General features: G+C 45.8%; 21 protein-coding genes and 1 pseudogene. 8 read left to right on the top strand and 14 right to left on the bottom strand.

The features are described from left to right. Window positions 1–523 precede the first annotated feature (523 nt). Together ST37_RS02330 and ST37_RS02325 are read left to right on the top strand one after the other, a co-directional pair. Entirely contained in the window at window positions 524–997 is a 474-nt protein-coding gene (locus tag ST37_RS02330; RefSeq protein ID WP_084883486.1) for a DUF6314 family protein, read from the top strand. A 7-nt stretch (window positions 998–1,004) separates the two neighbouring features. After that, on the top strand, window positions 1,005–1,874 hold the full coding sequence (locus ST37_RS02325) for a carboxylate/amino acid/amine transporter (protein ID WP_242426187.1): 870 nt from the start codon (window positions 1,005–1,007) through the stop codon (window positions 1,872–1,874). A gap of 134 nt (window positions 1,875–2,008) precedes the next feature. Here the strand turns inward: ST37_RS02325 and ST37_RS02320 are convergent, their stop codons facing one another. From ST37_RS02320 to ST37_RS02300, 5 genes are all read right to left on the bottom strand, one after another. After that, window positions 2,009–2,989, bottom strand: coding sequence for a 2OG-Fe(II) oxygenase family protein (locus tag ST37_RS02320; protein WP_084883373.1), 981 nt, complete (start codon window positions 2,987–2,989; stop codon window positions 2,009–2,011). Between the two features lie 138 nt (window positions 2,990–3,127). Further along, a complete protein-coding gene (locus tag ST37_RS02315; protein WP_084883370.1) occupies window positions 3,128–4,105 on the bottom strand; it encodes a 2-oxoglutarate and iron-dependent oxygenase domain-containing protein in 978 nt (325 codons plus the stop codon). A gap of 81 nt (window positions 4,106–4,186) precedes the next feature. Beyond that, window positions 4,187–4,942, bottom strand: coding sequence for an ABC transporter permease (locus ST37_RS02310; protein ID WP_084883367.1), 756 nt, complete (start codon window positions 4,940–4,942; stop codon window positions 4,187–4,189). An 8-nt stretch (window positions 4,943–4,950) separates the two neighbouring features. After that, entirely contained in the window at window positions 4,951–5,766 is an 816-nt protein-coding gene (locus tag ST37_RS02305) for an ABC transporter ATP-binding protein (RefSeq protein WP_084883364.1), read from the bottom strand. After that, window positions 5,766–6,752 (bottom strand): ABC transporter substrate-binding protein, encoded by a 987-nt coding sequence (locus ST37_RS02300; protein ID WP_084883361.1) that lies wholly within the window; start codon window positions 6,750–6,752, stop codon window positions 5,766–5,768. Before ST37_RS02300 ends, ST37_RS02305 begins: the two co-directional genes overlap by 1 nt. 567 nt (window positions 6,753–7,319) lie before the next feature. Here ST37_RS02300 and ST37_RS02295 point away from each other — a divergent pair. Beyond that, entirely contained in the window at window positions 7,320–8,669 is a 1,350-nt protein-coding gene (locus ST37_RS02295) for an amidohydrolase family protein (RefSeq protein ID WP_084883358.1), read from the top strand. A 301-nt stretch (window positions 8,670–8,970) separates the two neighbouring features. On the opposite strand, the gene ST37_RS02290 is transcribed toward ST37_RS02295, so the two are convergent. Further along, complete coding sequence (locus tag ST37_RS02290; RefSeq protein ID WP_084883356.1) at window positions 8,971–9,684, bottom strand: GntR family transcriptional regulator; 714 nt, start codon at window positions 9,682–9,684, stop codon at window positions 8,971–8,973. 499 nt (window positions 9,685–10,183) lie between these two features. Here ST37_RS02290 and ST37_RS02285 point away from each other — a divergent pair, with 499 nt between their 5' ends. Next, window positions 10,184–10,987 carry a hypothetical protein gene (locus ST37_RS02285; RefSeq protein ID WP_084883353.1) on the top strand — a complete coding sequence of 268 codons (804 nt, stop codon included), beginning with the start codon at window positions 10,184–10,186 and terminating at the stop codon, window positions 10,985–10,987. A gap of 200 nt (window positions 10,988–11,187) precedes the next feature. Here ST37_RS02285 and ST37_RS02280 read toward each other — a convergent pair whose 3' ends face one another. Then, a complete protein-coding gene (locus ST37_RS02280) occupies window positions 11,188–12,813 on the bottom strand; it encodes a fructose-specific PTS transporter subunit EIIC (RefSeq protein ID WP_172400916.1) in 1,626 nt (541 codons plus the stop codon). Window positions 12,814–13,045: 232 nt separating this feature from the next. Further along, window positions 13,046–13,789: a GntR family transcriptional regulator gene (locus ST37_RS02275; protein WP_084883483.1), complete on the bottom strand. Its 744-nt coding sequence runs from the start codon at window positions 13,787–13,789 to the stop codon at window positions 13,046–13,048. 262 nt (window positions 13,790–14,051) lie between these two features. Here ST37_RS02275 and ST37_RS02270 point away from each other — a divergent pair. From ST37_RS02270 to manA, 4 genes and pseudogenes are all read left to right on the top strand, one after another. Next, window positions 14,052–14,495 (top strand): annotated as a pseudogene (locus tag ST37_RS02270) (fructose PTS transporter subunit IIA); the annotation flags it as partial. Window positions 14,496–14,689: 194 nt separating this feature from the next. Further along, a complete protein-coding gene (gene mngB / locus ST37_RS02265; protein ID WP_084883348.1) occupies window positions 14,690–17,329 on the top strand; it encodes a mannosylglycerate hydrolase in 2,640 nt (879 codons plus the stop codon). Between the two features lie 44 nt (window positions 17,330–17,373). Then, a complete protein-coding gene (locus ST37_RS02260; protein ID WP_084883345.1) occupies window positions 17,374–18,516 on the top strand; it encodes a glycerate kinase in 1,143 nt (380 codons plus the stop codon). Between the two features lie 14 nt (window positions 18,517–18,530). Next, window positions 18,531–19,718: a mannose-6-phosphate isomerase, class I gene (gene manA, locus ST37_RS02255; RefSeq protein WP_084883342.1), complete on the top strand. Its 1,188-nt coding sequence runs from the start codon at window positions 18,531–18,533 to the stop codon at window positions 19,716–19,718. Here manA and ST37_RS02250 read toward each other — a convergent pair. From ST37_RS02250 to ST37_RS02225, 6 genes are all read right to left on the bottom strand, one after another. Next, window positions 19,715–19,954: a DUF1499 domain-containing protein gene (locus ST37_RS02250; RefSeq protein ID WP_143698098.1), complete on the bottom strand. Its 240-nt coding sequence runs from the start codon at window positions 19,952–19,954 to the stop codon at window positions 19,715–19,717. The two genes, manA and ST37_RS02250, sit on opposite strands and share 4 nt — an antisense overlap. A gap of 164 nt (window positions 19,955–20,118) precedes the next feature. Next, on the bottom strand, window positions 20,119–21,273 hold the full coding sequence (locus ST37_RS02245) for a hypothetical protein (RefSeq protein ID WP_084883339.1): 1,155 nt from the start codon (window positions 21,271–21,273) through the stop codon (window positions 20,119–20,121). Next, on the bottom strand, window positions 21,270–21,887 hold the full coding sequence (locus ST37_RS02240) for an energy transducer TonB (RefSeq protein WP_084883337.1): 618 nt from the start codon (window positions 21,885–21,887) through the stop codon (window positions 21,270–21,272). Before ST37_RS02240 ends, ST37_RS02245 begins: the two co-directional genes overlap by 4 nt. Beyond that, the gene (locus ST37_RS02235) at window positions 21,884–22,291 is read right to left on the bottom strand and encodes a biopolymer transporter ExbD (RefSeq protein ID WP_084883335.1); all 408 of its coding nucleotides are present in this window, start codon (window positions 22,289–22,291) and stop codon (window positions 21,884–21,886) included. Before ST37_RS02235 ends, ST37_RS02240 begins: the two co-directional genes overlap by 4 nt. Continuing rightward, window positions 22,288–22,845 (bottom strand): MotA/TolQ/ExbB proton channel family protein, encoded by a 558-nt coding sequence (locus tag ST37_RS02230; RefSeq protein ID WP_084883332.1) that lies wholly within the window; start codon window positions 22,843–22,845, stop codon window positions 22,288–22,290. The genes ST37_RS02235 and ST37_RS02230 overlap by 4 nt, the downstream gene beginning before the upstream one ends. After that, complete coding sequence (locus ST37_RS02225; RefSeq protein ID WP_143698106.1) at window positions 22,845–24,185, bottom strand: MotA/TolQ/ExbB proton channel family protein; 1,341 nt, start codon at window positions 24,183–24,185, stop codon at window positions 22,845–22,847. Before ST37_RS02225 ends, ST37_RS02230 begins: the two co-directional genes overlap by 1 nt. Between the last annotated feature and the right edge of the window lie 12 nt (window positions 24,186–24,197).

Here is a 24,197-nt window from a genome sequence, read left to right as displayed (position 1 = left end):
AAGCATTTGCTAATGTAAATATAGGCTCATTAAATATTGATGATAAGAGCGGATTTTAGCTGACGTTTGATTCATTGATTCACATCAAGGATACCTCTAAAGAGTTAGTGACTGCGGTTGCAAAATCGGTGATTTTTTGTCCATATAAAAACAGTGGATGCCGCGATTCAAATCTGATTTCTGATAGAGCATTAACTTATTCGGCTCTTTGTTTGAGTAGGCGTTATCGTACGGTGATACGCTATTGTTCGCTGAGTAATCTAAGCATTGTCTTTGGGAAAGCCTAATTTGGTAAATAAGCAAACCAATCATAAATTGTGTGGGTTGGGTTTGACTGACGTTGCACGCGAGAATATAAACTCACTGGATAAAGGCATGAGATTTATCCTGTACTGAATTAGCTTTCCACTACAACAAAGCTAGCTTTCCATTTATTCGGCTTAACTGAACAACAGAGTGAAATACATTAGGAAAAACCATCAAATTGGTTCACAATTGGCTTTTTACTACGTCATCTCGCGCAATGTTTAATCTCTGGCAACATCTTCAGCACATAAAACACTACTACTATGTCTCTACACCTGGGCCAGAGTCTGTTATGGGTTGGAAAGGCACGGGAGAAGGAGACGTAACAACAAGTTATCCTCGTGAATCGGAGAATAGTGCGGGTGAAAAGCTTTATTTTCACGAGTCGGGGACCTTTGTGTTGGCCGCAAATCAATATCGCCTCGACACTAACAATGAGTTCATTTGGCAGCGTATCGATGATGGGCGGGTCCGTCTATTTCACAGCCGTTTTGGCAGGGATAATCAAGTCGAGCTGTTTGATCTTATTCCACAACCCTCAACAAATCAGTGGGTGAGTGAAGCCTCTCATCTATGCGGTGATGACCTGTATAGTGGCTCTGTATCGCTCGTTGAAGGCCAGCTTGAGTTTATCTGGCAAATTACCGGTCCGCGTAAGGACGAACATCTACATTATATTTACAAGGAGTAAATGGATTTTGGGTTATTTAGTTTTTACCACCTTACTTTGGTCGCTTTCTTTTAGTTTGATTGGAGTCTATTTAGCGGGTCAGGTGGACTCTTATGTGTCGGTATTGGTGCGTGTCGCCCTTGCCGCGTTGGTGTTTTTACCCTTTTTACGGCCCTCACGCTTGAGCCGCAGTGAGATTACGCAGTTGCTGGTGATTGGTGGCGTACAGCTAGGGCTGATGTACATTTTTTACTATCAGTCTTTTTTACTGCTTACGGTTCCCGAAGTGCTGGTGTTTACGGTGTTTACGCCAATTTACGTGACGTTAATTAACGATGCGTTGAATCGACAGTTTAACCCTTGGTATTTACTCAGTGCGCTGATAGCCGTGTTTGGGGCGCTAGTGATCCGTTATGACAGCCTTAGCCAAAACTTCTTATTAGGCTTTTTAGTCGTTCAGTGCTCCAACCTTTGTTTTGCCTTTGGACAGGTCGCCTATAAGCACTTTAAAAAATCGAGACCCAACTTAAATCAGCGTGACATTTTTGGCTGGTTTTATATTGGTGCCATGATGGTTGCGATAATAGCATGGATGATATGGGGTAAAGCTGAACTGCCTACAGGCTCGGTGCAAATTGGAGTGTTGTTGTGGTTGGGTATTGTGGCTTCTGGGCTTGGGTATTTTTTATGGAATAGAGGTGCAAGCCAAGTAGATGCAGGTTATTTAGCCATTATGAATAACGCTCTGATCCCTGCTGGCTTGATTGTAAATGTCGCTATTTGGAATCGCGAAGAAGATCTGCTTCGACTGAGTATTGGTGGTGTGATTATATTGCTGGCCCTTGTGGTACACGCAAAAGTTAAGCAAAGGTCCTCTCAACAAGCTATTGTACAATAGCTGTTTACGATTTAGCGGCTACGCTTTTGGCCCTATACTATACCTGTAACGCGCTTTGTCTAAAACGCATTATGCCTGTAACTCAATAGTGAGTTACAGGCATAATGAATGCTCTGGATAGAGACCTATCTTAGTTACACATCATTAGCAGTGATTGCCTCAACTGCCTCTTCGTCTTTACGATAAGAATATGTGTCCTCAAATCGAGAAAGTATCCAGTCGCCCGCGGTAATGAGTGGATACCCACCGAGCCCATAGGTTTCTTCTAAACATGATTTTAAGGTGGTGACAGGTGTGTCAAAGTCGGGTTCGACAAAAAACGGCATTGAGAATCGACTAGCACCTGATGTTGGACTGGTTACCCTGTGCTTTGTTGAGCGATAGAGATCGTTGGTCCACCGCTGCATTAAGTCTCCTATGTTCACCACAAAGCTTCCAGCAACGGGCGGCGCGTCCATCCATTCATCTTGTTTATTGAGTACTTGTAAGCCTCCACTGTTGTCTTGATACAATAAGGTAATGCAGCCGTAGTCGCTATGAGCGCCTGCACCATTGGTCGTGTCGGTTTGACTGGGGTAGTGGAGCATACGCAACACCGACACGGGTAGATTAAAATGACGCGTAAAGCGATCTTCAGGCTCATTCAGCGCCAAAGCCATTGCCTTTAGTAATCTAAGCCCAACATCTAAAGTCAGTGAGTAATGCTGGTTCACCGCTTGTGTAAAACCCGAAATATCGGGATATTGATTAGGGCCGTATAACTGTGGGCAGCGAGCAACTTGTGAGTGAAAAGGGGAAAGGTCCAACGCCATATCGAACGATTCTTTGCAGTCAAGCTCACCAGCTGGATCAAGTTTTTCTGCGCTAAGGCGCCCCCAGCCGCGGTGATTATTGCTTAATTCTATGGAGATAGCCTGCTTGTCGTGTATTGGCAAACTAAACAGCGAACTGGCCATTGACTCAATGTGGTCAAATTGCTGCTGAGGAATTCCGTGCCCTGTGACGTAAAAAAATCCGAGCTCTCGACAAGCGTTGTTAATCTGCTCTATAACAGGCTGCCACTGCTTACGATCATCAGAAGACAGGGGGGAGATATCAATAATTGGTAGAGACATTGCAGTTCCTTCGCATCTTTACCAACAGTACAGACGCTCCTCTTTAGCGAGTGTACCGTTGGAATTAGTTGGTGATTGTGTATTGATGGTGCTCAAAATGACGCATTTAATTAAGTGGGTGCCGGTGTTCTACCGGTGCTAAAAATTGGCCGATAGCCGATATCGTAAATATTCTGCCGCTGTCATAGACTCATACTTATCGAGAGCACTTTCTATGAGCTGATCTTTATTTGCCTGACAGAAAAAGGCCATGCTGTAGCGCGCAGGATGTGCGCCTATTTGCTGAGGCATCATGACTCTGTGTAGCGTTGACTTTAGCTTGTCATCGCTCCAGCGCATTAGCATGTCTCCGATGTTACAAGTGATCACGTCATCGTACGCAGGTACCTCTGTCCAGCTTTGTTTGTGGTGGGCGTCTTTACCTGGGCAGACCTGAAGGCCGTCTTGACCGGTGCGCTGAAACACCATGGTCAGACAATCAAAGTCCGAGTGAGCTCCTGCGCGCCAAATCCCCGGTTGTGGTATGTAGCTTTTGTTCAAGGGTAAGTAGTGCAAAAGGCGCAACGTCGATTGATATTCGCCGGAGGCTCTATCATGCGCATCGGTGAAAAAGTCACTAGGTTTGCCTAACTTCTCCGCAAAGCAAGACAGAATAGCCATACCGAGCTGCCAAGCCTGATGCTCCATGTCCAACAGTTGCGCTTTAAAATCAGGGAGCTGCTGTTGGCTTGGCCATAAGCCTTCCATTTTAGGAAGCGTTATTTGGTAAGATTCTTTTTGGTCAGCCGTTCCAGTGGATGGACGAACTTGGTTTTTGTACTCCCAACCGGCATTTTGCCCATCGAGCAGCGAAAACGTTGCTTTCTCGTCACTTGTTAAGGAAAAAAGCCGCTCTGAGTGTGCAAAAGCCGCATCAATTAACGCCATTGGAATTGGGTGGTTATGAATTTGAAAAAAGCCCACCTGTGTGGCCGCATCCCACAGTGCCTCTTTAATTTCTTCGCGTCTATTTTCAAAATCTGAAAAGTCGATGACTGGAATTGCGCGACTGTTGTCCAGTACGCCAGTTTGACCTAGCGTACTTTCTAAGTTGAGTTCGTCGAGTTGGTATGTCATAGGGTCTCCAATTACGGTTGGGTAATGGAGCAATGCCAATCGTTTCGATTTGCCGCTTCTACTCCTGTTAAATAATTTAGGCTATCGGTTCAAACTCCAACTAAAGAAGGTCTTTTGAATGAGTTTGATACTGTGAAATAGCGACAGGCTGATCACCGACAAGACAAACAATGACGCAAATGCCTGCGGGATCTTGAAGTATGAGGTCGAAAACTGAATAAAGTAGCCCAAACCCTCTTCGGCGGCGACAAACTCGGCGATCACCGCGCCAATTATAGCCAGTGTGATGGCGACTTTAAGACCGCTGAAAATGTAGGGAATGGCGTAGGGCAGTCTTATTTGCCAAATCTCGCGACTGGGTTTCGCCCTGAGTGACTGTGACAATTCAATTAACTCCTTAGGTGTGGCTTGCATTCCGGTCGTTGCTGCAACAACCAGCGGGAAAAAAGTAATTAAAAAGGTGATGGCTAAACGAGGTGCATCGCCAGTACCAAGGATCACGATGAGAAGCGGCGCAATAGCGACCACGGGTGTTGATTGGATCACCACTAATGCCGGGTAGATCGTCTTGTTTAGGTATTCGGAACGGATCATCGCGACGGCAATTGGAATGCTGACCACCACCGAAATAATGAATCCAACAATAGCGATGTAAAGCGTAGCCCATAGATGCTTGAGCCAGCGGCTTGCATCGACAGTGAAAAACGCCTCAATGATGTCTGATGGTGCCGGCAGTATATAGGGTGGGATTTTTCCCACTAAACATACTAACTCCCAAAACGGGATGATCATAACTAAGGTGAGTATGGGTAAGAATCGTTTGAACGATAGAATCATAGTTGTTCCTAGGCCACTGTTTTGAGTGCCGCTTTTGAGTCGGTTGCTGCTTTAACAGCCTGCGGCTGATAGATCTGTTTTCTGATGCGATTGGTGTAGTTTGCAAATGTCGGGTGATGAATGGTCTCGATGGTGCGGGGACGAGGCAGTTCAATCGGGATCTCTTCGACAATAGTGCCTGGCCGCTGACTCATAATCAGCACTTTGTCTGCGAGCAGCACCGCTTCAGAGATGGAGTGCGTAATAAACAACACGGTTTTGGGTTTCTTTTGCCAAATGCTTTGTAGCTCGAAGCCCATTTCCTCACGTGTCAGCGCGTCCAACGCAGAGAAAGGCTCGTCCATGATCAATATGTCGGGATCGAGCAGTAGTGCTCGGGCAATACCGATTCGCTGCTGCATCCCTCCCGATAGTTCGTCCGGCCTTTGAGACATAAAGTCCGATAGTCCGACCATGTCGATGAGCGATTCGGCGAGAGCCTTGTCTTTTGCCGACACATAATTGTATTTGTGCTTAAGTGGAAATAGTACGTTATCAATAATACTTAACCACGGCAGTAAAGTGGGTTTTTGAAAAACGATCCCAATGTCGTCTCGCGGCTCGGTAACCGCGTGACCGAAAACCGATACATTTCCAGCTGTAGGCTGTAGTAATCCTGACAGCAACCGAAGCAATGTCGATTTACCGCAGCCGGACGGGCCGACGACAGCAATAAACTGATTCTTTTGAATGGTAAAATTGACCTCTTTGAGGGCTTGGACTTCAGCCCCTTTATCAGTGACGTATGTGTGTGACACGTCGCGTAACTCTACAAAGGTGCTCATTATTTTGCCTCCGGCAAAAAGTCTCTGTTGAGTGCCAATTCTGGGTCGAAACTTGTTGTTTCAATGCCTTGTGCCGCTGAGGTCCATTTCCAGGTGAGTGCTAAGTGATTTTTATCGAACTGACCAACACTGCTCGCCTCGCTCACTGGGTTGTATACCAGGTTGTAAATTGAATTGATGGTGTCGGTAGCTTCTTTCACGTCCACTTCTGGCACGATACTATTAATTGCTTGTGCGCTCTGCGTTGGGTTAGCCCAGGTATACTCAATAGCTTCAGCAAAGGCTTGAATAAAGCGTTTAGCAACCTCTGGTCGCTCAGCCAAGAATTTATCGCTAGCGATCAGTGACGTGGCGTACTGTTCGAGCCCAGCTTCGTGCCATGGCATGACTTTTAAGGTTTTACCTGCTTGTTTTGCTTGTCCTTTTAGACGCTCGGTACTGGTTACCCATGAAATCAACACATCGGTATTCTCGGTGGCTAGCATAGGGCCGAGTGCACCAGGATCCGCTTTAGTCAGTGTGATGTCCTCTTGTGAAAAACCGTTTTGTTCAAGCACCAGTGGAAGGTATAGGTTGGAAGAAGTGAACGGTGATGTTGCTACCCGCTTACCTTTAATTTCGCTTATGGAGTTGATTTCGCCATTGTCCACCACAAAAAACGCGTGTGGCGCTTGGCTGAAAATCGAGTACACCGCAGATACCGGTACATCATCTGATGCCTTAGCAACCAGCAGTGCTGAAATGTCAGCAATACCCACGTCAGAGATGCCAGTCGCCAATTTAGTGATTGCTTCTGTTGAGCCTCTTCCTTGATTAATGGTGACTTCTAGGTCGTATTTTTCAAAAATGCCTGTGGTAATACCCACATAGACTGGGGCTTTATCACCTCCAGGTAGCCAATCGAGTTGAAAGTTTACTTTGTCAGCGGCAAGTGACGAGAAGCTGCAAGTAATTAGAAGCAGAGTTGAGTGAAGTCTTTTAAGCATATTGGAGTTCCTTTCCTATCCGATTACGGTTTGGAAAAGCGTCTTTAAGTGAGCAAAAATGAGCCATAACGCTACTGAGACACCTTTTCCGGATGTAACGAGCAATGTCTCTATCTCTATCTGACTTACGCTGTGTTCAGATAGGACAAACGCTTCTACTCTTTTGACTGATTGTTGTTAGTGTATTGGTGCGCGAATTACCTTTGTAACCTCATGTTGAGGATGGTTTACTGGGTAGTTTTGCAAGTCACATGCCAGTTAGTTTACATTTCGTTTTCATTTCAATAACCATAAGTCCCACCTAGGTTAACCGGCATTAACGCCACCGTTTCACGCTAGTCACAATTGTGTCTTCGTAGTGCATTTCAATAGAATCTGTGCACTCTACTGGTGCGAAAAGCCTCTCCAAAAGCGAAACCGGTGGCACATTTTACGGCGATGAATAGACCACCAATGAACGTAAACCATTGGCTTGATCCTTGCTGTAATCCAAAGAACACAGACATTTAGGAGTAGAAGCGGTTAGGGATTCCCCGGGACATTGCTCTTTAGCCAAAGGAGCACTTAATGAGTTATCTCATCAAAAATTCATACGCCATCGTGGGTCCACATAAAACCAGACAAGGCGACATCCGCATATCAAACGGCGTAATTAGCGAAATAGGCCAAAACCTCGTGGCGAACGGCGAGCAAATCATAGACGCTAAAGGGTGTGTTATTTATCCCGGATTTGTAAACACGCATCACCATTTAGCACAATCAATATTAAAAGGCGTTCCCGCGGGACTTAACAAAGGGCTAGGTGAGTGGTTAGCTGCGGTCCCATATCGGTTTTGGCCCAAAATCCCACCAAAACTGATGTACCTTGCAGCCAAGCTTGGGATCTACGAGTTACAACGCTCGGGCGCTACCACCTGCGCGGATCATCATTACCTGTATCATCAGTCGACCAGTCACGAAATGGAGCTGGCGGTGTGGCAAGCGGCAGAAGAGATGGGTATGCGCTTTGTTTTGTGTCGTGGCAGTGCAACACGCGTAGGCAGTCATAAAGGCATGAAAAGTATGCAGCTTGAGCCAGAGACTCCCGAATTAGTCATGCGTCGTATGGAGCGAAGCCTTCAGTTTCACGATAACAATCCACTGTCGATGAGCCGCTTGTGTATGGCGCCAACCAGTCTCATTCATTCCTGTGAACCGGCGCATCTCAAAGAATTTGCGCAATTTGCACGGCAGCATCAGCTCAAAATGCATTCGCATTTGCTCGAAGTTCAATACGACGAGCAACAAGCGCAGAGCCAATACGCAATGAGTGCCGTTGAATACGCGCAAAGCTGTGATTGGCTTGGCGCCGATGTGTGGTTCGCCCATTTGGTGAAAACCGATCAACAATCGCGAGAGTTGCTTGCTGGCACCGGTACTGGAATAGCGCATTGTCCAACATCAAATTGCCGTTTGGGCAGCGGTATAGCAGCAGCCGTCGAGATGCAAGCTCTGGGAATGCCAGTGACCATAGGGGTTGATGGCTCGGCGTCATCAGAGTCAGGCTCGATGCTCCAAGAGCTAAATCTAGCTTGGTTACTGCAACGTGCACAAAATGGTGCCGATTCATTGCAGCCGCAACAAGTATTGCAATGGGCGAGCCAAAATGGCGCAGAGTTGCTCGGGTTCAAAAGCGGGCAGATTGAAGTAGGATTTGCTGCTGATCTTGTAGCCTATCGCATCGACTCTCCTCGAATGGCAACGGTACACTCTCTTGAGCTTGCTCCATTGCTGTGTGGTGAGCCAGCAGACATTGAATACAGTTTTATTAATGGGCGAATGGTGATAGACAACCAGCGAAGTACAGTGGTCGATGTGGCTGAACTGATGTCACAAATACATCATGAGATGACGGCGTTTATGCGTACAGTTGTGTGATTGTGGACACCGCAATACGACAATAAGAATAACACTTAGACTAACAAAGTTTGGCATGACCGGTTTATCACTACCTAGAAGTCAGTTTCAAATGCTGATTACTACTGAGTGACAACCACTGTATGTCAAAAAGGCACCGCAAAAACGCCACAATTCCTTCAAGTTGGTTGCCGGTACTGTATGCAACAGGTGTAGGACTAGAATTGTCCCTGGTCGCAAGGTTTGAGATGAAGACTGGGGGTCAGAGTCGATTGACTCTACCCCCCCCAGTTTTCATCCTGCAACATAGTTAGTAGAGCAATTAGTGACGCTTAGATATTAGGGTAAATTTATAGTCACTATTAGTGAAATAATTACGACTATACTCAAACACCTTATCACCTTGTAAATACCCGCGAGTACGTTTTTCTATAATGGGCGCAGAGGGGCTAATGCCAAGATGCTGAGCAATCTCTTCTGTTGGAAGTATTGGCACTAACTCTTGTTCACTTCTGTCTATGACCAACCCTTTTTGCTTCTCAATATATTCATACTTCGAACCCTGCATCACCTGATAAGTGAGATCTGGAAACATTTCAACTGGCATCCAAGTCTCTTCAACTGTGATCGGGTGATCATCCAGGAAGCGCACACGCTTTACGTAAAAAATACGCTCGCCTTCGCGGACATCGAGTTGTTCAGCGATGATGAGTGATGCTGCTTGAATCTCAAACGCAATCACGTCGCTATAGGTAACACCCCCTAAATGACTCCACTTTTCTGCAAAGCTACTCTGTTGGTCGATGTCGTAGTTGATCTTGTTTTCTTTTACGTAGGTCCCACTGCCTTGAATACTTTCTAATTCATCATTTTCGACCAGTAGTTTTAGCGCTTGTCGAACGGTCACTCGACTGGCAGAAAATTCTTTGCAAAGTTGAGCCTCGGTAGGGAGTGCTTCTCCCACTTTGTAAACTTTACTGCTAATTTTTTCTCTAATGGCATCAGCTATTTTGCGATACAGGGGCAGTCTTGCCATGAAAACCTCGAAAGTAAACCAGGAACGTTAGATGATACAATTTTGCGGTCACTGATAGAAGTTTGTCGATACGAATTCGAGTGTTGAATACAAAAAAGTGCAAAATTTTGGTCTTAACTATTAGTGCATAAACCACATAATTAGCGCTTCATTTTAAATTTAGAGACTACGAGAATTGTTATCAATTTGAGTTTGAGGTCAATGATACGATAGGCCTTAACATGGCTAGTTTCAGACTTAATACAGATAGCTTATAAGAGTGACATACCGTAGCGCGTAATAACTATCAGTAAAACAGGGTTCATCAAAAAGTCAGGAAGTCTTCTATCTGACTTTTTATTTATTGAATAGGCGCGTTGTCACAGTATTGGTAATACTTTCCATATGTCTGGTTTGAAAATGAGAATCAATCAAAACAGGCCAGTTGATAGCTTGTAGTGTGAGGCGCTTTAGTCATACTTGGGCGACTTAAAATAACAGCTAAATCAAAGGAATGAGGATGTCACTTAAAACTACAACGGTTGCAATGACGGGGTTACTTACACTGACGGCGTGTCAATCAGATTCAATGGATGGGAACGACACTGTACCTACTGCTGGAAGCGAGACACGCCAAGTGTGCCAGCTTGGTGAGGATGGTGAGCTTAGTACTAGTCACACTATAGATGTTTCAACGACGGCAGTTTTAATCCAAAGCGCAACGGCCGCTGCAGGTGATATCGATATTGACTCTTTGCCGCAAGAAAATCAAATTGCAGCGGTTTTCGCTTTAACCGCCTTTCTCGCCCCTTCTTTTGCCGATACGGTTTCAGGGTTTACCATGGTCTACGCTTGTACAGATGAAATGTACGAGCTGAATCAATGTAACTGGCAGGAGGGTTATGGTAGTGATGGTGAAATGGTCGTTGACACAATTATTGGCGCTGGGAACTCCTACACCTCTGTTATAAAAATCAGTGAATCCGCGAGTGCGCAACTACAAACGTCCTATGAAATCCAAGGAACAATTGGCGATTTGGGCAATGTGACTGTCAAATATTATGAGGAAGGGCAGTTATCGGCAACGCGCGTATCCACCTTGTCGGCCAGCGGTGCGGAATCAGTCAGATGGACATCTGAACTGACAAACTGGTTTGCCGAAGAGTCCGCAAATTGTTCAGGTTCGTTAACCTACGAAGATATTCAAGAAGCCCAAACTGTTTCTGCAAACGCCGAGTGGTCGTTTGGAGGCAGCAGCACCGCAGGTGAGCTGACCGTTGTGTTTGACGATGACACTCCTGAAACGGTTACACTTAACTGGTAACTGGTAACTGGTAACTGGTAACTGGTAACTGGTAACTGGTCTAAATCTAGAGCGGTTTTTAATAAAACACTCGCAGTGAAGTGTGGCCAGTTAGTAGCTTTGGTGCTACCGATTGGTTACTGGGGTTAAATCAACGCATAAAAAAAACTCCAAGCGGGGGATACTTGGAGTTTTTGGAGCGTTGTTAGTTTAAGTACGGTTTATGCTTTAGCGGTAGCTAGCTTCTTTTCTTTGTTTTGCGCGACCATTTTTAAACCTATAGTCAGTGCCATCGAGACTGCAATACCAATGACGAAGTACGCAAGCCATGCCATAGGGTTACCAATAACTGGAAGCATGAATACTGCGCCACCTGCGACGGTACCAATAGTGATCTTTGAAGAAAGAATCAAAGCAGCTGCAACACCACCACCAATCATGTGTGCTGGGATGATACGCATAGGATCTTTTACAGCGTAAGGGATTGCGCCTTCAGTAATACCACAGAAACCTAAGATGGCTGTAGAGGGGCCTGCCAAGCGGTCTTCTTCGTCAAAGAAGCGCTTGAAGACTACCGACATAATACCAAGAGACATACCAGGGATACATTTAGCCGCAGTAAAGGCTGCATAGAAGATAGATGCATCGCCTGCGAAATCACCACTTGTACCAACACCAATACAGAATAGGTAAGCGGCTTTGTTGACTGGGCCACCCATATCGAAACACGCCATCGCACCAAGAATGAAACCAAGAACCAGTAGGTTGCCTGTACCCATTGAAGTTAGCCAATCCACTAGGCCAGTGTTCAGCATTGCGAAGAACTTACCAGGACCTGCGTACATGAAGAGTAGAGTTGCAATACCTGCCAATAGTGGGGTAATGATGATCATCTTCACCGATTCAAGCACTTGCGGGACTTTGATTTGTCGCACCAACATGACAAACAGAGCTGCTGCAGCACCTGCGACCAAGCCACCGAGGAAACCGCCAGTTACGATGGAAATTTTACCAAAGCTACCACCGACAGCAACGAAACCACCGACAAAACCAGGGGCCAGTCCAGGCTTACCCACCATACCGTAGGCAGTAAACGCAGCCAGCACACAGATTAGCAATGGATTGAATGCTTTTAACGTACTGTAGTAAAGGAAGTGAGCAATGCCTTGGAACGAAGACTCAAATTGTGCCTTGGCCTCAGGCTCCGCAATGGCGGCATATACTTCGTCTTTGATAGCACTTATTTCACTGTTGGCTAAGCCTTCTGCCGCATTAATAATGCCAAGATCTGCATAGGTTTTACCTGTGTACTCGACCAGTATCGCTTCATCATAAAGGTGGGTGTAATCGTAGCCAAAGAATAGGTTAAGTAGACCTACACAAAGACCGCCAATTATAACAAGAGGGATGATGTGCGATACGCCTGATAGAGCGCCTTTGTACCAAAGTTTTAAAAAGCTAACGATCATGTTGTCGTTGCTTTCTTCTTTTTCTGCAAATTTGTTTGCATTAGCACTCACTTTTGCTTTAGAGCCACCAGCTTTAATTTTCTCTTCTAGGGCATCCAGCATGTCATCAGCAGCCTTAATGCCGTCTTTGACTTTACCTTGTACCGACGTTAAACCTTCAAAACGCTCGGCTTCGACTACGCCAACATCTACCGCATAGATGATGCCATCCGCTTCAGCAACGTCTTGTGCTGTGATTTTTCCATCAAGGCCATTTGCGCCTTGTTTTTCTACTTTAATTTCCCAACCGCGAGCGATTGCTTTTTTCTCTAAATTTTTGGCTGCCATATAGGTGTGGGCTACACCGGCAGTACATGCTGTTATCGCTAAGATTTTCATCTGATGCTCCTTTGCGTCGTCTCTAGTCATTTGAGCACCATATGGTCCGCTCAATGATTATATTCTCGCCCAATTTGTTTTGCTTAGCTGTGACAAAAATCACAAGTTGTATTATTTGTATCTAATTGGTGTTATTTTTTTATAATAACAAATCAATACAAAATTAGACGAGAAGACTAGCTAGTTGAAAATAAATGACTAATTTTGATGACCAATGTATTAAGTTTAGTCGCTATTTTTGGGTTAGATAACCGCTAGTCCCGCTTTGGCGTTTAGACGTGAGCGTAAATCTGTAGTTGTTGGTGGTGAAAAAGTTTCGACTGTATTCAAAAATGGTATCGTCGTGGAGATAACCGCGCGTGCGTTTTTCAATGACTGGCATTTCTGGATCGATGCCAAGTAGTGCAGCGACGTCTTCTGCTGCTAATACCGGAACAATTTCTTGTTCACTTCTATCTATCACCAATCCTTTTTGTTGCTCAATATAGGTGTACTTTGAACCTTGCATGACTTGGTAACTAAGATCAGGAAACAGCCTGGTTGGCATCCAAGTCTCTTCAACCGCAATAGCAATATCGTCAAGAAAGCGAACACGCTTTACATAGAAAACCTGCTCTCCCTCTTTAATGTCTAACTGTTCTGCCATCGTTAACGAAGCGGATTGAATCTGAAACGTCAGTACATCGCTGTGGGTAACGCCTTCTAGGTGCGCCCATTTCTCGGCAAAACTACTTTGTTGGTACATGTTGTAGTTGATTTTGCTTTCTTTAACGTAAGTACCACTCCCTTGAATGCTCTCAAGCTCTTCATTTTCAGTTAACAACTTTATAGCTTGGCGCACGGTAACACGGCTGACCGAAAATTCTGCTCGAAGTTGAGCCTCAGTGGGTAGGGCTTCACCGACCTTATAAATTCCGTTGCTGATCTTTGCTCTGATCGCATCGGCAATTTTTCGATACATGGGTAATCTTGTCATCATATCCTCACCAGGTTACATGGCTTTACTAAGCTAAAAGGGCCGTTATTGCCGAGCATTTGCTCATAAGCATTACAATCGATGATACGAATTTTTACGCAGATAACAATTCAATGAAGATACAAATGGGGTAATTTAACCCCTTTGTAATACATATTGTGATATTTATGAGACATTGATCATGGTTTATTTGTATTTGATTGGTATTATTGGTGGCAACTAAACAGACAATACAGATCAATGTGAACACGGGGCGAACATTATGAATCTTACAACTCTTACAAACGCATCACTCATCAACCTTCAAACAACCTTTGAAAGCCGAGACGCGGCTATCGAAACTCTGGCTGAGCAATTGCATCAACAGGGTAAGCTGCACGACAAGGCGGAGTATCTGCAAGCCGTATTTGCCCGCGAAGAGCATGGCGCTACCGCCCTCGGCGAAGGCCTTGCTGTCCCTCATGGTAAAACCGATGCAGTAAAAGAAGCTGCATTTGCAGTTGCAACGCTTACCAAAGACCTTAAATGGCAAGGTATTGATGAAGAAGAGGATGTAAACCTAATCTTCTTGATCGCGATTCCAAACGCAGAGGCGGGTTCAACTCACATGCAGCTGCTGACCGAACTAACCAGCACCTTAGTTGATGATGACGTACGTGAAGCGGTTCTAAAGGCAACCACGGTTGAAGAAATCTTTGCATTACTGAGTGACGAGCAAGCGCCAGAAGCTCAGCCAGAGCCAGTCGTACAACAACCAGTTGTTGAAGAAACAGCCCCAGAGAAAAAAGGGTTCTTGAGCTCGCTTATGTCCAAAGTATTTGGCTAGCAAACAGCCGGGTTACTACAAAGCACTCAATCAATTTAGCTCGCACAGCCAACCGTCTTTAAAGGTAAAAAATAATGATTACATCACGCGTTCATATCACGCCACATATGCATTGGGATCGTGAATGGTATTTCACAACGGAAGAGTCTCGCATTCTACTTGTAAACAATATGGAAGAGATCATGCAACGTCTGGAGAGCGATCCAGACTACAAATACTACGTTCTTGATGGTCAGACAGCCGTTCTTGAAGATTACTTCGCCATCAAGCCAGAGAATAAAAAGCGCGTACAAGCATTGGCTGAAGCAGGTAAATTGATTGTGGGTCCTTGGTATTCGCAAACGGACACTATGCAAGTGTCCGGTGAGTCTATCGTTCGTAATATGATGTATGGCCTTCGAGACTGTCTTGAGTTAGGTGAACCAATGAAAATTGGCTATCTGCCAGACTCGTTTTCCATGAGCTCGCAACTGCCGATGATTTATAATGGTTTCGGCATCGATACCACGATGTTTTGGCGTGGATGCTCTGAGCGTCATGGAACAGATAAAACCGAATTTGTCTGGCAATCCAATGATGGTTCCGAAGTATTGGCGCAAGTACTGCCTTTAGGTTACGCCATTGGTAAATACTTACCTCAAGATGAAGCAGGATTACGAGCTCGACTCGACAAATATTTCCCCGTATTAGAAAAACCGTCTGTTACCAAAGACATTCTGTTACCCAACGGTCACGATCAGATGCCTATTCAAAAGGACATCTTCGAGGTAATGGATAAGCTACGAGACATTTACCCAGAGCGTGAATTTACTATGAGCCGCTTTGAGGAAGTGTTTGATCGTGTTCGTGAAGAGCGTGACAACCTTGATACGATCAAGGGTGAATTCAATGACGGGAAATACATGCGTGTCCACCGCACCATATCTTCTACACGGATGGACATTAAATTGATCCACGCTGAAGTAGAAAACAAGATAGTAAATATCCTTGAACCGCTGGCATCGATTGCATGGTCATTAGGTTTTGAGTATCACCACGGGCTAATTGAAAAGATGTGGAAAGAGAGCATGAAGAACCATGCTCATGATTCTATCGGCTGCTGCTGTAGCGATAAGGTTCATGCCGAAATACTCAACCGCTATATCCTAGCGGACGATATGGCAACCAACTTGATTAACTTCTACAAACGTAAAATCGTTGACCACATGCCCGCGCGAGAAGGCTGTGACAAACTTGCTTTCTTTAACCTCTCTCCGTATGAGCGTGAAGAGGTTATTAACACCACCATTACGATCCGTGCTGAGCAATTTAACCTGTTTGATGACAACGGCAATGCTGTTGAGTACTTCATCCAAGATCAGCGCATCATCGACCCAGGTAAGATAGACCGTCAAATTGTCCATTATGGTAATTATGACCCGTTCATTGAGTACGACATTCAAATTAAGCGTTCTGTACCGGCAATGGGCTTCACGACATTGCACGTTCAAGGTAATGAAAAAGGCGCTGTTAAAGTGGCCTATCAAAAAGAGTACCTGTTAGAGAACGAGTTCTACCGCATTAATGTCAATGATAACGGCACCCTGACTGTGTTTGATAAAGACACCGAGATGACGTTTGATCAAGTATTGCGAGTTGAAGATGGTTCGGACGATGGTGATGAGTATGACTACTCTCCGTCTCGTCAAGAGTGGCTGCTTTACTCCGATGAGTTTAAAGCGCAGACAGAAATTAAACATGAAGGATTTCAGTCGGTTGCTCATATTTCACTGCGTATGAACGTACCTGCCAACCTGCAAGAGCGCGAAGAACGCTCGGGCCAAAATGGCTTTGTCGATGTAGATTGTCAAGTCGTGCTTAAGCAAGGCTCGCGCCGCATTGAAGTTCGTATGGAGCTCGATAACCAAGCCGACGACCACCGTTTACGTGTTCTGGTACCAACTCCATTCGTGTCTGAAAATGTTGTCGCGGATAACCAGTTTGGTCTAATTACTCGTCCAACTAACGATCCAGCGATGGCCGTTTGGGAAGAGGAAAAATGGAAAGAAGCACCAGTACCTGTGTATCAGCTAATGAACTTTGCTGCGGTTGAAAATCAAACTGGTGGTATGGCATTAATGACCAATGGTTTGCGCGAGTTTGAAGTGATTTCATCAAAGCAAAATGAAGAGCGAGACACTTTTGCTCTTACGCTACTGCGCGGTGTCGGGGTGTTGGGTAAAGAGAATCTGCTTCTTCGTCCGGGTCGTCCGTCGGGTATTAAGATCCCAACGCCAGACTCTCAGACTCGTGGCAAAATTGTCTGTGAATTTGCGTTATTTGGTTTTGCAGGCAATCACATTGACGCCAATATTATGGCTGAGGCACGTGACAATGTAACGCCTATCCAATGCTACAACAAGATCCCGTACAATGCGATGAAGCTCAATGTTGGGGAGCAAAATAAGCCGCTGACTTACTCGCTACTCAAGAAACAGCAAAAAGGCGCTGTACTCAGCGTACTTAAGAAAGCCGAAGATGACGATGCGCTGATCGTACGCGTCTATAATCCGGCAGAGCAGGGCGATATTGAAGATGGCATTGAATTTGCTCAAACAATCACGGCGTGGGAAAAAGTAACGATGGATGAGCGCACTTTAGAAACAGTCGAAAGTTCACAATCCTTTGGTACACTAAAACCTTGCCAAGCAAAATCGTTCCAAATTAAGTTTTAATTAACGTATCCGCCCGCATTGTCGGGCGGTTCAGGTAACTGACGATGAAGATTGTAATAGCGCCCGATTCATTTAAAGAATCACTGTCTGCTAAACAAGTGTGTGAGTGTATTGAGGCCGGTTTTTCGGACGTTTTTCCTCATGCTGATTATGTCCACTTACCCCTTGCTGATGGCGGTGAAGGTACCGTTGACGTCTTGCTACAAGGGCTGGATGGCGAGGTTCGACATTCTCAAGTTACAGGTCCTTTAGGCGAGCCAGTCAACGCTCAGTGGGCGCTGTTGGACGAGGGTCAAACTGCGCTCATCGAATTTGCCGCGGCGTCCGGATTAGATCTCATATCTCCCGAGCAACGTAACCCAGCCATAACCACAAGCTATGGAACGGGCGAGTTGATCAAAGAAGCATTGGACCAGGGCGTCAATAAGGTTCTGCTTGGGCTAGGAGGTAGTGCAACCAATGACGCAGGGGCAGGTATTGCACAAGCTATGGGCGCAAAACTGCTCGACCAGCATGGTAATGAGCTTCCCTTTGGTGGTGCAGCTTTGTCTGATATCGCGCAGATCGATTTGTCGAGTATTCACCCTCGAAGCAAAGAGGTGGAGTTTATCGTTGCGTGCGATGTGGCAAATCCACTTATTGGTGAAAATGGTGCCAGCCATGTTTTTGGACCGCAAAAAGGCGCGTCGCCAGATTTAGTCAAAACACTGGATAACGCCATTGCGCACTTTGCGGCCGTAAGTGCTAAGCAAACCACTATCAATCAAACACTGTCACCAGGATTTGGCGCCGCTGGTGGTACGCCTATGGGGCTGTCACTGATATTTAATATTCACATCAAGCAAGGCATAGAGATGGTGCTAGACGCCCTTAACGCAGACACTGTGTTGGATGGCGCGAACCTTGTGGTAACGGGTGAAGGTCAAATGGATAATCAAACCTTACAAGGTAAAACCCCATTTGGAATAGCCAAAAGAGCGCAATCTAAAGGCATTCCAACCATTGGTATAGCAGGATCGCTAGGTCAAGAAATCGATGAACTGTATGGCACTATCGTCAGTACTTTTGGAACGGTTCGTTCGCCACAACCACTACAACAAGTATTAGAAGAAGCGAATAATAATCTTACTCGCACAGCTCGTAACATCGCTGCCACGCTAAAGCTTGGCGCAAAAATTTTAGATTAAGGTGAGAAATAGCAATGTCTCTTTTTAAGCTCGATAATGTCATTCAAAACTACGCTTGGGGCAGCATAGACTCTATCCAAACACTGTTTGGCATTGCCAACCCTAACAATCAGCCACAAGCTGAGATATGGATGGGTGCACACCCTAATGGATGCTCCAAACTGAGTGAATCGGGAGAGCTGCTTTCGCATTTAATAGACGACAACAAAACTGAAGTTCTGGGCGAGTATACCGCAGCACGGTTTGGTGAATTACCCTTCTTGTTTAAAGTACTGGCTGCCGAAACTCCATTGTCCATTCAAGTTCACCCAAACAAGCAAAACTCAGAGCTGGGCTTTGAACGTGAGAATGCCCAAGGAATTGCGCTAAATGCGTCCAACCGTAATTACAAAGATCCAAATCATAAGCCTGAGTTGGTCTATGCATTGACGTTCTACAAGGCGATGAATGGATTTCGCCCAATTGCTGACATTATTGCGCTGTTTGAAGAAGTTCAAATTTCTTCGTTGGCTAGTGCATTAAGCACGCTTAAAGCTCATGCAGATAGCAACGCGCTTAAAGCTTTTTTCACCACCATTATGTCGTTGGAAGGCGAGCATAAAAAAACGGCTTTGGAAGAGTTATACGCAGCATTTGAGAAGCCAGCCAAAACCGCAATGGGACGAGAAGCCATGCAATACAGCATGGATTTCAAAAAGCACTACCCAGGCGACATCGGCCTTTTTGCACCGTTTCTGCTAAACACTGTTGAACTTGCACCAGGTGAAGCGATGTTTTTGTTTGCGGAAACTCCTCATGCGTATGTGCAAGGCACTGGCCTTGAGATCATGGCCAACTCAGACAATGTGCTTCGGGCAGGACTCACACCAAAACACATTGATGTGCAGGAACTGATCGACAACACAATATTTGAACCAATAAAACCAGAGGATATTCGTCTTAAGCCTGTGCTAAAAGAGGGCAAGAAGAGTTATCCAATTCCTGTTGATGATTTTGGTTTCGATATTTTATCGGCAGCTCAAGAGAGTAAGGCACAATACCTGCGCAGTGCAGAAATCCTTTTTTGTGTTGATGGCGAAGTCACGGTAACCGCTGGCGGCAAAAGCATTATTTTGTCAGCGGGTGAGTCTGTCTTTATCAGTTGTCATTCAGGTCAATACCACTATAAAGGCAACGGCACTGTAGCGCGCGCATACAATTAGTCTCGTAGTGGTGTTGTTAAATCGAGTCGCCCTTTAGCGGGGGCGACTGACCAACAACTTAAAAGTAATGATGAAGTCATCCAAATAGAAGCACTGAATTCAACCATCACGACCAAGTAGCGCTTCGCCCCTTGATCGCTGCGACTGACCCTTGACACGCTTCGCATATCAACACGGTTGCCACCATCTACCACTATCACATCATCCATAAACGCGAACACCACAGTTCGAGCAATGGCTTCAAACCTAAGTTAGATACGACTTTCGCGCATTATCACTGTGATCTTGAGGTGATGGAGGTAAGTTGCGTTCTGTGTTAGAGCGGAAATGACTGCAGGCGACATTTTCAACCGTAGATCGCGCCTGCTGATATCAATAGAACCAAGAACTACCGTCTTCGTTATGCCTGCTGACGAAGTTGGCTTAAATATGTTATCCAGCTTTGCGCATGGGGCGTTGGCTTAATGGTATTAGCAAGCTTTGCCTCAACAATGGCGTTATCGAACTGTCCAAGCTTGTAGAAGGCGCGAGTTTTGGCAAGAGCAACGTGTTCGTCTCTACCTTCGACAAGGTTTAAGGTCGCTAATGCTTCATTGAAGTGTCCTTGCTGAAGTAAAAGTTGCGATACTTCCCAGTGATACGCGGGATCTAGCCGCGCAGCTTTTTGCCAAATATCGATGGCGAACTGCCACTCTTTTGCCATTTGCCAATACGTCGCTTGCTCTACCAGCAAATGAACATCAGTCAGCGCATCGTTAAGCTCACTGATTTGCAGTGCAGCGCGCTCAGGGATCCCACGTTTAACATAGAGCTGCGCCATTAGTCGCTTATCTGACTCGGTGAGAGCTATTTCATTGAGCTTAGCCAACGTAAGAGTATCAAGCGCCTCATCATGACGATTGGTTTGCATTTGTAAGCCAGACAGTTGGCGCCACCATTCCACTTTGTGGGGCTCTTGAACTATTAATTGGTTGAGAGTGTTGATTGCTCCGTCCCAATCTTTCAGGTGCATCTGGGCGCCTAGCGTAAGTGACAACGATGGGGTGAGCTCCAAAGGCGTGGTTGCTAAATGTTTCTTCGATGCTGGGATCACTTTCTCCCACTCAGCAATTTGGTAATGCGCTTGAGCAATTCTAAACCAAATATCACCCACAGTTTGTGTTTCGGGAATGGCCTCTAAGAGCGAGTAATAGTGTTGCGGCGCCTCAGTAAACTGTTGTTTTGATAAGTAGATGTCCGCCAACATGCGCTGAGTAACCCAAGCATTTTCATCTTGTAATAGCCCGCTAGACACGGCGGATTCTAGGTTTTCTGTCGCGAGCGCCACTTGGCCATTTTGCCAATATAGAACGCCCAACATTCTAGCCACAAAGGCTTTGTCGTATGCGTTGCTGGACGATACTGACGTAAGGTTTTGGATTGCTTCGGTGTGTTGCTCATTTTGCATAAGTGATTGCGCTTTTTGCACACGAACAGCGGTGTAGTGGGTGAGCTGCTGCGCAATCGCATTACTTGAGAACAATAATAAGCTGAGAGTGAACCAAGTTTTGATCATTGTGCCATCTTAAATTCTAGTTTTACGGTTTGACCGTATTGGGGAACAGCTTTTCCAGCGTCAGTTTTTGGTTGATATTTCCATTTTGCCAATGCACGCGCAGCCTCTCGGTCAAAGACATTTTTGGGGTTGGACTCTACCAATGTAATGTCAGTGGGCTTGCCCGTAGCATCGATGGTGAAGGTCATAACAACGTAGCCTTCAATACCTCGATCTAATGCGCGAGAAGGATAGCGAGGCTCTACGCGATAAAGCGGCATAACTTGTTGATTAACCTCAAAGTCGCCAAATGAAGGCGTGCTAATGGCTAGCCCATCTATCCCTGTATTTAAGTTGAGACTGGGCAACTCTATCGCCGAAAGTTGCGTTTGAGGCGTGTCCACTTGCGCGGTGGGCATTTGTTCAGGAAGTTGGGGCGTCTTTGGCTGCTCAGGTACGGTTCGTTTTCGGCGCTGAACGTCTTGCTCGTTGTTTGCCATTATCATGTCAAACCGAACTGCATCGCTGGCTTCAGGGGTTCGTCGATGACTGGTATCGACCATCCAAGCCATAAAGCTAAATAGAAGCAGCGCGCACCCCAATGCAAAAGGGGCGGCAACGAATAACCGAATCACCGTGTTTTCTCCGCAGCCAATGCGATATGTTGAACGCCAGCCCCTTTGGCAGCATCCATAACGTTTACCACCGTACCATTGTAAGAGTGCTCATCAGCTTGGATAACCAGTGACGCTTCGGGATTATCCAATAAAAGATGCTCTAACGTGGCTTGAACGCGTTCCACATCAACCATGCGTTTGTCGATGTAAATATCATTAGAAGAGGTGATGGCGATGAATATCCCAGCCTCTTTTTGACTTACAGCGTTAGAAGCCTGAGGGCGATTTACCTCTACCCCTGACTCACGCACAAAAGAGCTCGTGACAATGAAAAAGATCAACATAATGAACACGATGTCTAACATCGATGTTAAATCGACTTGCGCTTCTTCGGTTTTGTGATGACGCCGCCCCAATCTCATTGGTGACTCCTTAACTGTTTTTCGAGTTCAATTTCTTTACCATGACATGCCTTTACTAAACGCGCGTGGAAAAACATGCCGCTAAGTGCCGCGACCATTCCAGCCATAGTGGGAAGGGTTGCGAGCGAAATCCCTGACGCCATTAGCTGGGGATTGCTGCTGCCTTGATTAGCCATTACGTCAAACACCGAGATCATGCCTGTAACTGTGCCGAGCAATCCAAGCATTGGGCATATGGCCACCAGTACTTTGATTAAATTAACGTTTTGGGTGAGTTGGCGCCTTGCATCACTCAGCCACCCATCTCGAATTGCTAGGGCGTACCATGAATGGTGATCAGTCCGATCTTGCCAGGTGTTTGCCCAGCGACTTCGCAGCTTAGGAAAATGCACTAATAAAAAAATCACGCGCTCAATGATGAGTAGCCAAGTGATCGCCACAACAGCCGCTAACCACCACAGAACTTGGCCGCCTTGCTGCATAAAACGTTGTAAGGCAACCAGTCCTTCACTATTGAGTAGGCTACTGGGCAACAGTGCTAGCAAATCGCTCATTAAGCCGCCTGCTCAGTAGGCAAAGCATTATTGTGTTGGTTGTGCGCGCTGGTGTCTTTTTCTGCTTGCTGTGCAACCAATGCAATGCCTTGTTTTTCTAAAATGGTGCGAATGTGTTCGGCTTGTGAACTTAAAATATTGTGCGCAAGCAGCAATGGCATAGCGGCGATCAGCCCCAATACCGTGGTCACTAGAGCCATAGAGATACCGCCGGCCATCACTTTTGGATCGCCATTACCAAATTGGGTAATCACTTGGAATGTTTCAATCATGCCGGTCACTGTACCGAGCAAACCTAGCATTGGTGCCAAGGCCGCGAGTAGTTTAAGCATTGACAAGCCGCGCTCTAAGCTCGCTTGCTCGTCGACAACCGCTTCTAATAAACGAAGCTCTAACGCTTCAACACTGCGCGTTTTTGCTGGGTCGTAAACTGCGAGAATACGGCCTAGTGGATTATGACCAGGCTTTGAAGGCTGTTTTAACTGTGAGCGAATCTTGTGACCTGTAACTAGCAAAGTGACACCGCGAACTAGGGCGATCAATAGACCTATAGCTAACAAACTTAAAATGATTTTACCGACAACCCCACCAGCCTTTATACGATCGCTAAGACTTGGCGTTAGTGCTAGTTGTTCTAGCATTACCCCGCGAGAAGGGTCAACAACGGTTGGTAGAGTTTGACCGTTAAGTAGTGGGGTCAGAGTCGAGTAGGTAGGACCTAGATCCGGCTGTTTTAGGTAAGCTCGGGCTTCTTGTTTCAGCGCATTCCAGCTCAGGTAACCGTGTTCAGAGACAAGTCCGAATGAACCGAGTCGAATTGCCTCAACGTGTTGAGTTTCCCCAGCACCATTAATGAAGGGTACCGTAGTAGGAGATATTTGACCTGACGCTTTGATTTGCTCGTCTAATGCATGCCATAAAGTCGTGAGCTGAGCCATAGAGGGCAGAGCCGTAGCTGCTGTGATGTCTGCTATTGTCTGGTTATAAGACTGCGCTCCCGCTGAGGTCACTGAGTTTTCTAGTTCGCCTTGAAGTTCTTTAGCGTTTTGTCGAACTACGCCAAATACTTCTCCTAAGCTGCCAGTTTCGAGGCGCAATTTTTCTTCTAAATGAGCGAGTGCATCTTCATTGCGACTAAAGGTGCCAGCTAAAGAATCATTGTGCTTTTTCAGTTCGTCACGCTGCTGAGCCAGTGACGCTTTTAAGACTTTTAGCTCGTCTTCTGTTTGAGTAAAACCGGATTCACGAGCCAGGTTGTGGCTGTGTTGAGTTTGGTTTTCATACAGCGCTTTTTCGGTAAGCGCTGTTTGGGCAGCAATTGAGTGCGAAAAGGTCAACATCAACGCTAATAG

The sequence above is a fragment of the Vibrio sp. qd031 genome (assembly GCF_002100145.1).
Taxonomy (GTDB): Bacteria; Pseudomonadota; Gammaproteobacteria; order Enterobacterales; family Vibrionaceae; genus Vibrio.
This window is presented reverse-complemented; position numbering and strand designations above follow the sequence as displayed.

Coding starts and splice junctions, on each gene's coding strand:
- ST37_RS02330 (WP_084883486.1), top strand. CDS start 524: ATGTTTAATCTCTGGCAACATCTTCAGCACATAAAACACTACTACTAT.
- ST37_RS02320 (WP_084883373.1), bottom strand. CDS start 2,989: ATGTCTCTACCAATTATTGATATCTCCCCCCTGTCTTCTGATGATCGT.
- ST37_RS02315 (WP_084883370.1), bottom strand. CDS start 4,105: ATGACATACCAACTCGACGAACTCAACTTAGAAAGTACGCTAGGTCAA.
- ST37_RS02310 (WP_084883367.1), bottom strand. CDS start 4,942: ATGATTCTATCGTTCAAACGATTCTTACCCATACTCACCTTAGTTATG.
- ST37_RS02305 (WP_084883364.1), bottom strand. CDS start 5,766: ATGAGCACCTTTGTAGAGTTACGCGACGTGTCACACACATACGTCACT.
- ST37_RS02300 (WP_084883361.1), bottom strand. CDS start 6,752: ATGCTTAAAAGACTTCACTCAACTCTGCTTCTAATTACTTGCAGCTTC.
- ST37_RS02295 (WP_084883358.1), top strand. CDS start 7,320: ATGAGTTATCTCATCAAAAATTCATACGCCATCGTGGGTCCACATAAA.
- ST37_RS02290 (WP_084883356.1), bottom strand. CDS start 9,684: ATGGCAAGACTGCCCCTGTATCGCAAAATAGCTGATGCCATTAGAGAA.
- ST37_RS02285 (WP_084883353.1), top strand. CDS start 10,184: ATGTCACTTAAAACTACAACGGTTGCAATGACGGGGTTACTTACACTG.
- ST37_RS02280 (WP_172400916.1), bottom strand. CDS start 12,813: ATGAAAATCTTAGCGATAACAGCATGTACTGCCGGTGTAGCCCACACC.
- ST37_RS02275 (WP_084883483.1), bottom strand. CDS start 13,789: ATGACAAGATTACCCATGTATCGAAAAATTGCCGATGCGATCAGAGCA.
- mngB (WP_084883348.1), top strand. CDS start 14,690: ATGATTACATCACGCGTTCATATCACGCCACATATGCATTGGGATCGT.
- ST37_RS02260 (WP_084883345.1), top strand. CDS start 17,374: ATGAAGATTGTAATAGCGCCCGATTCATTTAAAGAATCACTGTCTGCT.
- manA (WP_084883342.1), top strand. CDS start 18,531: ATGTCTCTTTTTAAGCTCGATAATGTCATTCAAAACTACGCTTGGGGC.
- ST37_RS02245 (WP_084883339.1), bottom strand. CDS start 21,273: ATGATCAAAACTTGGTTCACTCTCAGCTTATTATTGTTCTCAAGTAAT.
- ST37_RS02235 (WP_084883335.1), bottom strand. CDS start 22,291: ATGAGATTGGGGCGGCGTCATCACAAAACCGAAGAAGCGCAAGTCGAT.
- ST37_RS02230 (WP_084883332.1), bottom strand. CDS start 22,845: ATGAGCGATTTGCTAGCACTGTTGCCCAGTAGCCTACTCAATAGTGAA.
- ST37_RS02225 (WP_143698106.1), bottom strand. CDS start 24,185: ATGTTGACCTTTTCGCACTCAATTGCTGCCCAAACAGCGCTTACCGAA.